This window comes from Paenibacillus sp. FSL R7-0302 (assembly GCF_038006885.1).
Taxonomy (GTDB): domain Bacteria; phylum Bacillota; class Bacilli; order Paenibacillales; family Paenibacillaceae; genus Paenibacillus_AQ.
The window spans coordinates 797,349-811,152 of record NZ_JBBOWB010000001.1 but is presented as its reverse complement, the minus strand read 5'-3'; the positions used below and the strand labels follow the sequence as shown (position 1 = coordinate 811,152).

The 13,804-nt window shown below is 53.7% G+C and carries 13 protein-coding genes; all 13 read right to left on the bottom strand.

Annotated features, from left to right (window positions below; genetic code table 11):
* Window positions 1-74: 74 nt before the first annotated feature.
* The 13 genes from mreD to MKY96_RS03485 all read right to left on the bottom strand — a co-directional run bounded on the left by mreD (window position 75) and on the right by MKY96_RS03485 (window position 13,799).
* Window positions 75-605, bottom strand: coding sequence for a rod shape-determining protein MreD (gene mreD, locus MKY96_RS03545; RefSeq protein ID WP_340938668.1), 531 nt, complete (start codon window positions 603-605; stop codon window positions 75-77).
* The gene (gene mreC / locus MKY96_RS03540) at window positions 605-1,474 is read right to left on the bottom strand and encodes a rod shape-determining protein MreC (RefSeq protein WP_340938667.1); all 870 of its coding nucleotides are present in this window, start codon (window positions 1,472-1,474) and stop codon (window positions 605-607) included. Before mreC ends, mreD begins: the two co-directional genes overlap by 1 nt.
* A 67-nt stretch (window positions 1,475-1,541) precedes the next feature.
* The gene (locus tag MKY96_RS03535) at window positions 1,542-2,576 is read right to left on the bottom strand and encodes a rod shape-determining protein (protein ID WP_036725912.1); all 1,035 of its coding nucleotides are present in this window, start codon (window positions 2,574-2,576) and stop codon (window positions 1,542-1,544) included.
* A 39-nt stretch (window positions 2,577-2,615) separates the two neighbouring features.
* Window positions 2,616-3,305: a RadC family protein gene (gene radC, locus MKY96_RS03530; protein ID WP_340938666.1), complete on the bottom strand. Its 690-nt coding sequence runs from the start codon at window positions 3,303-3,305 to the stop codon at window positions 2,616-2,618.
* A 26-nt stretch (window positions 3,306-3,331) separates the two neighbouring features.
* Complete coding sequence (locus tag MKY96_RS03525) at window positions 3,332-3,934, bottom strand: Maf family protein (RefSeq protein WP_340938665.1); 603 nt, start codon at window positions 3,932-3,934, stop codon at window positions 3,332-3,334.
* A 37-nt stretch (window positions 3,935-3,971) separates the two neighbouring features.
* A complete protein-coding gene (locus tag MKY96_RS03520) occupies window positions 3,972-4,217 on the bottom strand; it encodes a DUF4321 domain-containing protein (protein WP_076079449.1) in 246 nt (81 codons plus the stop codon).
* Between the two features lie 227 nt (window positions 4,218-4,444).
* Window positions 4,445-5,800: an SPOR domain-containing protein gene (locus MKY96_RS03515; RefSeq protein WP_340938664.1), complete on the bottom strand. Its 1,356-nt coding sequence runs from the start codon at window positions 5,798-5,800 to the stop codon at window positions 4,445-4,447.
* Between the two features lie 76 nt (window positions 5,801-5,876).
* Entirely contained in the window at window positions 5,877-7,064 is a 1,188-nt protein-coding gene (locus MKY96_RS03510; RefSeq protein WP_340938663.1) for a glycosyltransferase, read from the bottom strand.
* A 175-nt stretch (window positions 7,065-7,239) separates the two neighbouring features.
* Entirely contained in the window at window positions 7,240-8,421 is a 1,182-nt protein-coding gene (locus MKY96_RS03505; protein ID WP_340938662.1) for a glycosyltransferase family 4 protein, read from the bottom strand.
* Between the two features lie 53 nt (window positions 8,422-8,474).
* Entirely contained in the window at window positions 8,475-9,647 is a 1,173-nt protein-coding gene (locus MKY96_RS03500; protein ID WP_340938661.1) for a GGDEF domain-containing protein, read from the bottom strand.
* Window positions 9,648-9,676: 29 nt separating this feature from the next.
* Window positions 9,677-10,864: a GGDEF domain-containing protein gene (locus MKY96_RS03495; RefSeq protein WP_340938660.1), complete on the bottom strand. Its 1,188-nt coding sequence runs from the start codon at window positions 10,862-10,864 to the stop codon at window positions 9,677-9,679.
* 174 nt (window positions 10,865-11,038) lie between these two features.
* Window positions 11,039-12,415, bottom strand: coding sequence for a UDP-N-acetylmuramate--L-alanine ligase (gene murC / locus MKY96_RS03490; RefSeq protein WP_076079445.1), 1,377 nt, complete (start codon window positions 12,413-12,415; stop codon window positions 11,039-11,041).
* A gap of 7 nt (window positions 12,416-12,422) precedes the next feature.
* The gene (locus MKY96_RS03485) at window positions 12,423-13,799 is read right to left on the bottom strand and encodes a bifunctional folylpolyglutamate synthase/dihydrofolate synthase (protein WP_340938659.1); all 1,377 of its coding nucleotides are present in this window, start codon (window positions 13,797-13,799) and stop codon (window positions 12,423-12,425) included.
* Between the last annotated feature and the right edge of the window lie 5 nt (window positions 13,800-13,804).

Genomic DNA, 13,804 nt, shown 5'->3' with positions numbered 1-13,804 from the left:
TCCCCCTATCCTCATTCATTCGTGCCGGGCCGGGCAAACTCCTTCTTTGGGTGATAAGAAAATGCTGCTGCAGCTTACGCAGCCTCCTCATCGATAGTCTCTTTCTTCAGCAGCTCCAGCTGGCGCCGGAGCGGAATGTAGAGAAGCAGGCCTGCAGCAAAATGAATGAGCATGGTAGGCAGCATATGATGCAAGAGTGCCCAATTATACGGCTCCTGGCTTAGATTAAACACATTATAGATGGCAAAAAGAATACTGTCCTCCAGCAGGCTGCCCAGCAGCACCACTGTCATCATGAGCGGCAGCGGAGCACGGGGAATCTGGAATATCAGCCCGATCAGGTACGCAGATAAACCCATAGCGAAGGAATGAGCACCCAGTATGCGGCCATAGAAGACCACATCATGCAGCATGCCGAACGACAAACCCAGAATAAGTGCCGAATGCCGGTGATGGTACACCGTTACGAACAGAATGACGATGAAGACGAGATTAGGAATAATCCGCATCTGCCAGCCGTCAGGAATCAGCCAGGGAAGCACTGTACCTTCCACAATAAACAAAAAGAATAACAAAAGTACCAGGACAGGTCTGCGCATCCTCACTATTCTACACGCTCCTCCGTATAGACAACGAAGAGTTCCTTCCAGTCCTGGAATCCTGCCGCCGGCTTGATAATCGCTGTAGAGGTTAATCCGAACTGTCCGATCTTCACTTCTTCCACCGTGCCGATAGGCATACCGCGTGGATATCGTCCGCCAATGCCCGAAGAGATAATGACATCATCCTTGGCAATGGGGTCACCTACGGGAATTTTGTTCATCAGCAGCATTCCGGTCTGCTGGTCATAGCTCTCAATCATTCCAAAGGTTTTGCCTTCCTTGTTAACAGCGGTTGCTGCTATAGGAGGCTGTGAATTGGGGTCGTTGATATCCATCATCGTCATCAGCTTCACGGTAGAGGTGAAGTTACTCACATTGCTTATAACTCCTACAAGCCCCTCTATAGAAGTTACGGACATATTCAGCCTGATGCCATCTTTTGCCCCGAGATCAATAACAAGTGTATTATTGCCCGGTTCTGTCGTTACACTGACCACATTGGAGATAAGATATTCATATTTATATATGTTCTTTTGAGCTTTAGTGAATTGAAGATCCTTTTCATATTGTTCATTCTTGGCTTTAATGAAATTAAATTGTGCCTTATCCCGGGCGTACTGTGCAGCCAGAATCTTAAGCTGCTTGTTCTCTTCGGCCAGCTCTTTCAGATTCCCGATATCTTGGAAGAAGCCCGCTACGTATCCAGCGGGCTTGTAGAACATTTTCTGCACGAATCCGGTCGTATCTCTGAGGAAGTTCTCCGGCCAGGACAGGGTCTTCCTCTGCCCCAGGCTGAAGCCCATCAGAACGATAAACGTAACCAGCGTAATCAGCAATATAAACAGTCGTTTATTGTTAAACAGCTTGAACAATCTCGAGCACCCTCTAATAACCGTATTTCTCCAACCTCAGGGGTTGACGTTCACAGTCCGCATGATCCTAGCGTTTGGAGCGGAGGCCCGAACTGCTGCGGCTTTTGAACAAGTGGATATTCTCCAGCGCCTTGCCTGTGCCGATTGCAACACAGTCCAGCGGATTCTCGGCTACAATCACCGGCATTCCGGTCTCACGCGCCAGCAGCTTGTCCAGGTTGCGCAGAAGTGCGCCGCCGCCTGTAAGCACAATGCCGCGGTCCATAATATCGGCAGCCAGCTCCGGCGGACATTTCTCCAGCGTTACCTTCACGGCTTCAACAATTGCATTCACAGTATCGGACAGAGCTTCGCAGATTTCATCAGAGGTAATGGTCAGCGTCTTCGGCAGACCGGTTACCAGATCGCGTCCGCGGATCTCCATCGTCTCAGCCTTCTCAAGCGGCAGGGCAGAGCCCACATCCATCTTGAGTTGCTCGGAGGTACGTTCACCGATCATAAGGTTATACTGGCGCTTGATGTATTGGATGATAGACTCATCTGCATCATCCCCTGCCACACGTACAGAACGGCTGGTAACAATACCTCCGAGTGAGATTACCGCCACCTCGGTAGTTCCGCCGCCGATATCTACAACCATACTTCCGGTTGGTTCCCATACAGGAAGATCTGCACCGATGGCAGCAGCAAAAGGCTCCTCGATAATGTAAGCTTCCCGCGCGCCGGCCTGCTTCGTAGCATCTTCAACGGCACGCTGTTCAACGGCTGTAATTCCGGAAGGCACACAGACCATGACATTCGGATGGCGCTGGAACATCGAGCGCTGCTTCTGGGCCTGGCGGATGAAATATTTGATCATAGTTGCTGTAGTATCGAAATCAGCGATGACCCCGTCCTTCATTGGACGGATGGCACGGATGTTGCCCGGTGTGCGTCCGATCATTTTTTTGGCGGATTCCCCTACTGCTTCTATCGTCTTAGTATCGGTATTAATAGCAACCACGGACGGCTCTCTGACAACGATCCCTTTACCGCGCACGTAGACGAGCGTATTCGCTGTCCCCAAGTCAATTCCTAAGTCTTTCGTAAAACCACCTAACATCTTGTATGCTCCTTTTCCATGTGAATCTAGACAATTGTATTACATGTAGCCTTTCTCTTTCAAACTTACGTAGCTGCTGTCTCCGATCACCAGATGATCCAGCACATCAATGCCGACAATCTCGCCTGCCTGCATCAGCCTGGAAGTCAGTGAGATGTCTTCAGGGCTTGGTGTAGGATCACCGCTCGGATGATTATGTGCGCATATAATTGCTGCGCTGCTGCATTTCATGGCTGCCCGGAACACCTCGCGGGGATGCACAATGGAGGCATTAAGGCTACCCATGGACAATGTTTCCTGCGCAATAACATGATTCTTCGTATTCAGGAACAGACAGATAAAATGCTCCTTCTGCAAATAACGCAGCTGCTCGGTCAGAATCTCCGCCGCGTCCTGGGGACTGCGGATAATGACCGGTCCGGTAAGCCGGGAATTCGCCATCCGTCTTCCCAGCTCTATGCCTGCTTTGAGTTGCACGGCCTTGGCAGGGCCGATGCCGTTAATTGTTGTCAATTCTTCAATGCTCAGATCCGCCAGTCCGCGGAGACCGCCTGCATGGCTCAAGAGCCGCTGGGCGATAAGAAGGGCTGATTCACGGTGCGCACCTGTGCGCAGCAGGATAGCCAGAAGCTCCGCTTGACTTAATGATTCCGCCCCATAATGCATCATGCGCTCTCGTGGTCGTTCTTCATGGGGGAGGTCACGCAGCATAAATGATTGCGACTCCATCCCTAACCTTCTTTCTTCGGCTACCCTTACCGGTTCAGCACCGAAATGCCGAACCCGGACAACATACCGCTCAGCAGTGACAGCGGCAGACCGACCACGTTAAAATAGCAGCCTTCAATTTCTTCCACCAGGGTGGCGCCCAGTCCTTGTATCGCGTAAGAGCCGGCTTTGTCGGCAGGCTCCCCGGTCGCTATGTAAGCGGAGATTTCCTCTTCGCTCATGGCTCTCATAGTTACAGAGGTTACCCTATGATCTACCAGGGTACGTCCCTCTGCAGTACCGATGCAGGCCACCCCGGTGTATACCTGATGCGTCCGGCCTTGCAGCATGCCCAGCATTCTGGCGCTGTCCTGCTCGTCCGCCGGCTTGCCGAGCACCATGTCGTCAAGCACAACGATCGTATCGCTGCCGATAATAACGGCATCCCGGTCTCCTGCAACAGGAATCACAGCTTCTGCCTTACGCAGAGCCAGATTCCGTACAATAGCTTCAGGACTCCATTCAGACGGCGTACTCTCATCAGCATCGCTGGACAGCACCTCAAAGGGCAGGCCAAGCGAGGCTAACAGCTCACGCCGCCGCGGCGAACCCGAGGCCAGAATAATATGCCGCGAATTGTCATGCTCCACTGTAATTAACGTCCCTTCCTGATGCTGCCAGCTAAGGCTACAGCCTGCGGTACAGCCATACGGCTGTAATCATCCCGGCAAGACTGAGCAGGCACAGTTTCAAATGGATTGTGATGTCATAGGTTATGATGTCTAAATCGGCTTGCGGCGACCACTTGAGAACAGTCGAAGCTGTAAGAAAAGACAGAGCTTGTACAGGTTCCAGCAGCTTGGCAATCCAGGCTCCGGCCAGCCAGCCCAGAATAAGAAATAACAGCAGTGTTCCTACATTTTTCTTCTTCATTCAAGTCTTCCCTCGCCATTTTTTGACACCCTAATTATTATACGGTGAAACGGAGTGCAATACAAACTCAAAATCCATCCAGGGAATGTTTACCACGTAAGCAGCCTGCGGATCTTATCACACCGCAGGATTACGTCTGGAAATACAGCAATCCCCCGCCGGGCAAATGCCTGGTACGGAGGATCATTTATTTAGCCTATAGTCAGCGGTGCATTACGCCTCAGCTGTCAGCTCATGGCGGACAACAGGCTTTTCTGGCCGGTCAGGAAGCTCATCATGGCCTCCTGCACCTCCCAGAGCAGCCCCTCCGCCTTATTCTTATTGTATTCGTTCAGGGCGGCTATCCCCTGGCTCATGGATTTCTCCAGCCCGTCAGCGATTCTCTGCCCTTCCGGGGTCAGGCCCGGCTCCAGTGCCTTGACTGCCTGGGTCCACTGCATATGGAGATCGCTTACCGCTCCGCCAGCGTTCCCGCTGTCTCCCCCGCCCAGCAGGGAAGCAGACAAGCTGCTGAGCTCGCTTAACAGCTGGCTGCTAAGCTTGAAGTAGCTGTCTACCGCCGCCGCCGTTCCGGTATAGCGGACCTGGTTCACAGCTGGCAGGGCCACTTCTCTCACGTACAGCTCGATGCCCTGCCCCTTAAGGCCATTGCTGAGCAGCTTGGCCTGCTCACGGTCAGGCGACAATCCGGCGTACACACGGTTGCCGTCTGCCGGGTCAAGACCTGCGGCAAGGCCGGCGGTCAGCAGCTCCTGCCGGGCCTGCTCCGCTCCTGCCGGTGTACTGAACACGCCATATTGCAGCAGATAATAGCTCTGCGGCGCAACCTGAACCGGAATCTGCGTGCTCACCGCTTCTCCCGTCTGCTCAGGAGGCACGCCCGTAATCTCTGCTGCGTTACCGCTGTTTGCCGCCTTTTGCCCCTGAGTGATTCCCGTCTTAACCGCTGCATTGCCGGGAGCTTTAGCAGTCTCCCCCGTCCCTCCTGTGATGAACGACAGGGCTGCGTATCCGAGCAGAATTCCCGTTCCCAGCGCTCCAGCGACGGACAGTGCGAACTTCCACCAATACGAGGGACGGCGGGTATGATAAGAGCCGCCGTAGCTATTCCCTTGAGCTCCCGGTTGATCATGACTGTCTGTAGCGGATTCACGGTTATCTTCATACAGCGGGTAGTACTCATCTGCTGAATGCAGACCTTCTTCACTCGCCCCTCCATAGAAGGAATGCTCCTCCGAATCTTCACTCTGTTCCCATAGATGCCTTGCAGAAGCAGGACGGACAACAGAATACAGCCCCAAATCATAGTTATCCTCAGGAGCTTTCGGTTTCCGGCGGGCGGAGCCCGGGGGCTTCAAGTAAGCTGCCTCTACAGGCCGGAGCAGCTCCACCTTCTCCAGATCCACAATATATTCATCGGCCTTGGAATAGGAGGATGTCTTAATTTCCCCGCGCTGCACCTTGTCAGTGTCCTTATTCTCCAGAACCACACCGGTTTCGTTCACTGCCCGGCGCTCTGCCGTCTCTGTCCGCTGTCTGCTCTGGTTCCCGTCGAAGCGGAATGTCATTCTTCCGTTATTCAATACCCTCACCTCGCGATCTTCAGTTCTATACTGAAAGATATGAAAGATGCGAGAGAGATATGCTATTTTAATATATTTACACCAGACTAAGCAGCTTCGCCTTCACACCGTCTGCTGCATAATGCCTGCTCAGTGTCCGGTAGGCCTGATCCGCAATAATAGAGCCAAGCTCCGGCGTCGTCAGCAGCCTGATCAGATGATCGGCAGTGCCGGCCGTTGTTCCGGCCAGCAGAATATTCCGCCCCGGCTCGCAGATCAGCTCCTCCGAGCCCTTCAGGCTGCTGACCACCGGCGTGCGGAGGGCCCAGGCCTCCAGAATGCTGCTCTGAGCGCCGCAGTCCTCGCAGCATGAGGCAACCACAGCTCTGGCCCTGCGGATATAATCGGCTGTCTCTATGGCTTCACTGATAATTGAAATAGAAGAGTCCTTCCGGACGGCAGCTGCGACCTCTGCATGCACCGCTCTGCTAATAATGCAGCAGCGGATATCCGGCACCGCTGCCCGGATCAGCGGATATACCTTCTTGAAGAACAGCAGCGCTGCATTCTTGCCTTCAGTGGAATGCATGTCCCAGTGCAGAACGATAGAGTTCTCCTTGGCAGTATCTCCCGCAGCCGCATAAGGGGGTTCACTCAGATTAATGTACGGCGGAACAACATGCACCTTGCCTGCATCGGCAAAGGATAGCGCCTTAAAGGACAGCGCCTCTTCTTCTGAAGCGGCCAGCAGCAGGCTGGTCTTGTTCATTAACCGGCGCTCTTCGCGGCGGATCAGCGCATCATTCAGCTTGCGGTAGCCTGTACTTATTCCCCGCTTGCCAGCCGCCCGGCTCTGCACCCGTATGCCACCGGCACGGCGGGCGTCGGTGACGATAACAGCCCCGGGAAGCAGCGAGGCGACCAGATCCAGCCCATTGCCGAGCATGGCATACGAGACAAACACATGGCTGTAGGCATGCTGGTTGCACATCTCTGTTATTACCGCCCGCAGCGACTTGTCATTGCCGATCATCGAGGCATCCCTGCGGAGCCTGTTCAGCGGAAACAGCAGGCTTCTGCGGGTGGACGCAGGCCGCTTCACCTGATGCACGGTCAGGGCAGGACTGCGCAGAATCTGTGTCTCGCGGCGGTGGTAGCAATACTCCAGCAGATCGATATCAAACCGCTCCAGCAGCATATTAAGGAAATTCTCTATTCTGATGTCTCCTTCCCGGTCTCCCGGTGTGTGACTCCGGGCAGAAAGGAAAAGCATTCTCTCTCTCATGGCTATAGCTCCTTGGTTCTATGTAAATGTGTATGATTATGTACGAAACAAAAAAGGCCGGATGACATCCAGCCCAGAAATGTGAAACTTTCGATGTAGATCTATAGTAACGCAATCCCCCTGAGAAGGTTGTCGATTTATGGGGAAAAATAATTATTTTACCCTCCATATCCCTTCAGACCAGACGAAGCAGCTTATCCTTGACACTTTCCGCCTCATAATTCGCCAGCAGAGTCTCGTATGCACGGTCCGCGAGCACTACTCCTCTTTCATGATCCTGAAGCAGCAGTGTCACACTATCGGCAAAGGAAACCGGGTCATCGGCAATCATAATATTCCGCGAATGCTCATAGAGCAGCCCTTCTGCCCCCTTGGAGCTGGATACGACAGGCGTCCTCAGCGCCCAGGCCTCCAGAATTTTCAGCCTTGTCCCGCTGCCTTCCAGGAGCGGAGCTACGACCACCTGCGCCTTGCGTATATAATCCGCCACACTGTCCACATACCCGGTGATGACGATAGAGGAATCCTTCAAGGCCAGTGCCGCTACCTCCGGATGCACATCCCGTCCGACAATATACCACTTAATGTCCGGTACCCTCGCCTTAACCAGAGGATATACCTCACGGTAGAAGTAGAGGGCTGCGTTAATGTTAGGGAAGTAGTTCATATTACCCGGAAGAATAATCCACTGCTCCTTGGACTGCTGACTCTTGGTCCGGTAATCCTCCATGCGTATGAAATTGGGAATGACATGAACCTTCTGCGACCGGCTTGGAGCCAGTGCCTTGAAGGCCAGAGCATCCTCTTCCGAAGTAGTCAGCAGCAGATCAGTCTTGTCCATCAGCTTCAGCTCATCCCTGCGCGTCCATATAGCATTAAGGGAATAGTAGACCTTGGCGATCCCCTTTTTGCCGCCTGCCAGCTGTGCAGACAGTCCGCTCTCGAAATTATGCGCATCGGTAATGATCACAGTGTCAGGCAAGCAGCGCTGTACAATGTCGATGCAGCAGCCCAGCAGGCTGTGCGAAATAAATACATGACCGTAGGAATTCCGGCTGCAGAGCTCCATAATCTTCGCCTTCATGTCCACATCGACATGGCTCATATACGAGCAGTTCCGCCAGGTATAGAGGGATCGAAGAAGCGCTCTGCGGTAGCTGACCGTACGCTCTACTTCATACACTGTAAGTGACGGAAGTCCCTCCGGTGTCCCTGTCTTCCGGGGATTGGCATAGGTGATGAGCTCTACCTCATATTTGCCCTGCAGAAGCTTCAGAATGTTGCCTGTTCTCAGCTTGCCCCCGCTATCCTGCGGATATGGATTCTCTGCGGAAATGAATAGCAACGGTTCCTTCATGGCCTCTTCTCCTACTCTCCAATGATCAATTCGCCCTGGACTGCCCGGGACATCTAGGATCTATTACCCAAGTTAGGGTGTTTGACCACGCAGTTCCTTCCACGCTGCTTCGCCTCATATAGTGCGGTGTCACTCAGTTTGTATAAGGTGCTAAGCGGCATGCGTTCACCGGAGAGAATCGTAATCAGACCGATGCTGACTGTATAGGATAGCGGCATGCCTTCGACCGTCGCACCAAGCACAGAGCAGCGCAGCCGTTCCGCAATTCGCTCACCATCTTCCTCATCCGACCTGTGCAGCAGCACCGCGAATTCCTCGCCCCCGAATCTTCCGAAGAGATCCCCGCTGCCGAGCTGGCGCTCAATCCTGCGGGCGAAATCCTGCAGCACCCGGTCTCCCGTATCATGGCCATAGGTGTCATTAACCTGCTTGAAGTGGTCCACATCCAGCAGCATGAATGAGAAGGGCATCTTCTCCTTGGCGGCGGCAGCAATCAGAGGCTGGGCACGCAGCACGAAGGCCCTGCGGTTCAAGACGCCCGTCAGCTCATCATACGTTGCCACACGCTCCAGCTCCGCATAGGACTGTTCCCGGGAGAGCAGCATGAAGCCCGCAGTTCCGAGGAACATCAGCAGATAGATCCCCGCATAGAAATAGCTCTGCAGCCACGCCGCTGCAATCGAGCCGGCAGGCGGAAGATAGAACAGGCCGCTGGCCTTACTGAGCAGAGAGAGGATAGCCACGCCATACAGCATACCCGTAATTTCCTGCAGCGGGGTCTTTCTCGCCTTCCAGGATAACAGATAGGCCGGATAGAGCAGCAGAATGGCACCCGTAAGCGCAGAGGCTGCGATTAGCCCGGGGACATCCGGATGCAGCAGGTTGAGCAGAAGCAGACCTATCGCAGATATCCCGGCCAGCGCGTAATACCGCTGCTTCATTCGTTCGGAATCGGCTTCCAGCTTCTTCAGCAGAGCCAGAATCTCCGCAGTTCCTGCAGCCACGCTCAAGAGAATAAGACTTGGAAGCACGAATGGTAAATCATGAATTCCCTCTAATAATAACAGCTGCAGAATAGCGAGCTGCAGAATTTTGGCTGTCAGGAACAATGGGGTTGTCTTCTCTTTCGGATAACTGGGCCGGTATGCCAGAATAAGCAGAACCGTAAATAGATTGCCGAAAAAAAGACAAGCCAGCAATGTCTTCAAATCTAAGCCGGCTGTCATCATGTCCACCCCTTTGTTTGACGATATGTCTATGTATGATATGTATTCGAGCGTCCGGTTACCCGGGCCCTGACCACACGGTCCCGCCCTTCCTGCTTCGCCTGATAAAGCGCCAGATCACAAAGCTTGTAAAGTGCGTTCAAGCTGGTCTGCTGATCGGGCAGCACAGAGACTATACCAATACTGACTGTATACCCGCAGGGCAGACAATGCACAGAGGCCTCCCCCAGCGTCTCCCGCAGTGCTTCCGCCTGATGGCTGCTGCTAAGCGCATCCTGCCCGTACAGCAGAATGGCGAATTCCTCGCCGCCTACCCTTCCGAGCAAGTCGCCGCCTGCAAGCGTACTCTCAGCAGTGAGGGCGAAATCCTGCAGCACACTGTCGCCGGTGTCATGCCCGTAGGTATCATTCACTTTTTTGAAATGATCCAGATCCAGCAGCAGCAGGGAACAATATTCCCTCTTCTTGGCAGCCAGCGCCAGCTTCAGTTCGGCTTCCAGCAGGAAGGCCCGTCGGCCGAGAATCCCGGTCAGGCTGTCATAGGTGGCGATACGCTTCAGCTTCTGGTAGGAATGCTCATTGGAGAGCAGAATGAAGGCGGCAATGCCTCCAATCAGCATCAGGAACATCCCGAGATAATACAAATACTGCGCCGGGTTAGTCGTCAGCGGTCCCATATCCGGCTCCACCGCCAGCGCAACGAACGACCGGAGTAGCATCACCGCTGCAATCGCATAAAATACGGTGGCGAGTATCTTCTGGAGCGGAGAGCGCTCCGGGCTCGCTGTCAGTCGGCAACCTGGGTAGAGCACAAACAGCATGACCCATAACGAGGTCGTTGCGACCCGTATATTCGGATGGTTGAAGAACAGGGCAACGATAACGAAGCTGAGTATGCTCCCTGCCGTGATTGCCAGATAATAGAGCTTCGCCCGGCGGTCCAGCATACCCATCATCATCAGCAGCGCAGCGATCTCCAGCCCTCCGCCGGCCAGAATGAGCGCATTGCTCAGAGGCACAGCGATTCTATGGGGAAGATAGTCCCAGAGTAGAATGGAGCTCCAGAAGGTCACCTGAATCCACTTGGAGGCAATGAACAGACTGGAGGCAATGTCTTTGGGGAAGTGATAGCGGTAAAACGTAATCATCAGGCCGGAAAATAAATTTCCCAGAATGAACAAGTATAACAGCGACTTAATATCAAGCTGAAAGCTCATCAACACACCACCGAACTATGCGGATATACCTGCTCTATTCCGAACGATATCATTCACAGCTTATATCGGCAATATCATTATTATCTATAACCTCTAACTTCGTATGCAAAAAAACGGCCCTACACTCCTTATTAAAGGAATGTGGAGCCGTTTCTGTAGTCATGCGATACTATTTTACCGGTTCTTCAGGCTGTCTGCCAGCGCATAACCGACCTTCCAGATATCGCCTGCACCCATGGTGATGACCAGATCACCGGGAGCAATGCGGTTCTGCAGATCTGCCAGCACAGCTTCCTTCGTCGGCAGATGCCGCGCACCGGCGTTGCTGTTCTGTACAATCAACTCTACCAGCTTGGCGGAGGTGACGCCCTCAATCTGCTTCTCACCCGCAGGGGAGTAGATATCGGTAATAATCACTTCGTCCGCCTCGCTGAACGCGCGGCTGAAAGCATCCAGCAGGAAGAAGGTACGCGTGTAGCGCTGCGGCTGGAACACGGCGATAATGCGTTTGCCGGTTGCCTTGGCGGCGCTGATCGTAGCCTGAATCTCTGTGGGATGATGCGCATAATCATCAATGACGAGAATCTCGTCAACCTCGCCCAGCACCTGGAAGCGCCGTTTGGCGCCGTGGAACTTCACAATCGCAGCCGCAATGGCTTCAAAGGCAATGCCCGATTTCAGGCAGGAAATCACTGCCGCCATAGAGTTATACAGATTGTATTGTCCCGGAATAGAGAGCTCAATCCGGCCTAGCACCTCAGCTCCATGGTTCATCGTATACGATACCTGCCGGTCGCCGAGAACAATATCAGTCGCTGTATAATCAGCCGTCTCTGATTCGATCCCGTAGCTGATCACTGTACCTTTTACCTTAGGCAGCAGGGATTTCAGATTCTCATCATCCGCACATACGATAGCTGTTCCGTCCTCGCGCAGCTGATTCATGAACTGAACATAAGCATCCTTCAGCTTGCCGAAGTCGCCGCCGTAGTTCTCCAGATGGTCAGCTTCAATGTTCGTAACGATTCCCAGCCAAGGGTGGTACTGCAGGAACGAGCCGTCACTCTCATCGGCCTCTGCCACGACGAATTCCCCTTGTCCCGCTTTGGCATTCGTGCCGACATTCATAATCTCCCCGCCGATAATGTAGGTAGGGTCCACGCCGCAGTCTTCCATCACCAGAGCAATCATGGAAGAGGTGGTAGTCTTGCCGTGCGCTCCGGCCACCGCAACGCCCTTGCGTTCATTCAGCAGCCGGGCCAGCATCTGCGAACGGTGCAGAATGGGAATCTTCAGCCGCTCTGCTTCCACCCATTCCACATTATCCGCGGCAAGCGCCGTGGAGTAGACGACCAGATCCGCGCCTTTTACCTGCTCCGCCGTATGCCCGATGAAGACCTTGGCACCTTTGGCAATCAATTTCTCCGTTAACTCCTGGGCAGCTACGTCAGAGCCCGTAACTGTATATCCCATCTCCAGCATCACCCGGGCAATCGCGCTCATACCATAGCCGCCGATCCCTATAAAATGCACACGTTCAGTAGTATCCAACAGTTCGTCACCAGCCTTTTTCAGAATCGGGTTGCCGTAAAAGCGTACTGCGCACATCAGAAATCAAATACAGCGTTCCGGACACAACCGCGAGGTCATCGTCCGCTGTGATCGTCTGCAGCTTCTGCAGCGCTTGGCCCCAATTACGTTCTACTATGATTTCCAAGTTTTCCTTGGCATATTTATCCCGCAGACTTTCTGCGATCGCCTGCAGATCTTCCGCGTCCATCTTCTTACGGAAATCAGGTTCGGTCAGGATGAGCGTATCCACTATAGGCAGTATATGCTTGAGATACGACTCGTGATGCTTATTTGCCAGCATCCCCATGAGCAAATTTAATTTACCGTAAGGCTGGAACTGCGGAAGGCTCTTCGCAAGGCTCTCAGCCCCTTCCGGGTTGTGCGCGCCGTCCAGAATAATTCTGGGCGAGGCGCTCACTTCCTCCAGCCTTCCGGCCCAGAATGTGCCCCGGAAGCCCTCCAGCACATCCTCGTCCTCCAGCATGAAGGCCATATACTGCCGCAGCACCTCAAGCGCCATCATCGCTCCGGCCGCATTCTGCAGCTGGTGTTCACCTTTCATGGCAATATCCAGCTCAAGTCCCCGGAACGGCCCGTTGAAGGTGAAATGCTGGCAGCCGTCTCTCAGCTCAACTCCGCTATAGCTGAAATCTTCTCCGGCTAAATAGAGTGTCGAACGGGTAGCCGCCGCCTTGGCCTTCAATACAGCTACAGCCTCAGGCTGGCTCACGCAGCTGACTACAGGAACGCCCGGCTTAATAATCCCGGCTTTCTCGCCGGCAATCAGCGTAAGCGTATCTCCCAGCACATCGGTATGGTCATGTCCCACATTGGTAATGACCGACACCACCGGAGTAACGATATTCGTTACATCCAGCCTTCCCCCAAGCCCCGTCTCCCATACGACTACATCGGGATAACAGACTTCACCGTAATAGAGAATTGCAAGCGCCGTCGCCGCCTCGAACATGGTCGGTGAGCCCAGCTCAGTGCCGGCAATCTCCTCGACCAGCGGACGCAGCTGATTGGCAAGCGCAAGCAGCGTCTCCTCAGGAATATCCGTCCCGTTGTACTGGAACCGGTTCGTGAACTTCGTGATATAAGGAGAGGTAAATGTCCCCACCGAATATCCGCTCTGAATAAGGGCCGAGGTCAAAAAGGCGCAGGTCGAGCCCTTGCCGTTGGTCCCCGCCACATGAATGAACTTCAGCTTCCGGTGCGGATGTCCCAGCTTCTCCATTAGAAGCTCTATCCGCTCCAGACCCGGCCGGATTCCAAAAGGAATCAGGCTGTTGATCCAGTCTACGGCTTCTGTATAAGAACTTAAGGGAGCGGCAGCGCCGCTCCGGGTGATCTCTTCCATGTCTG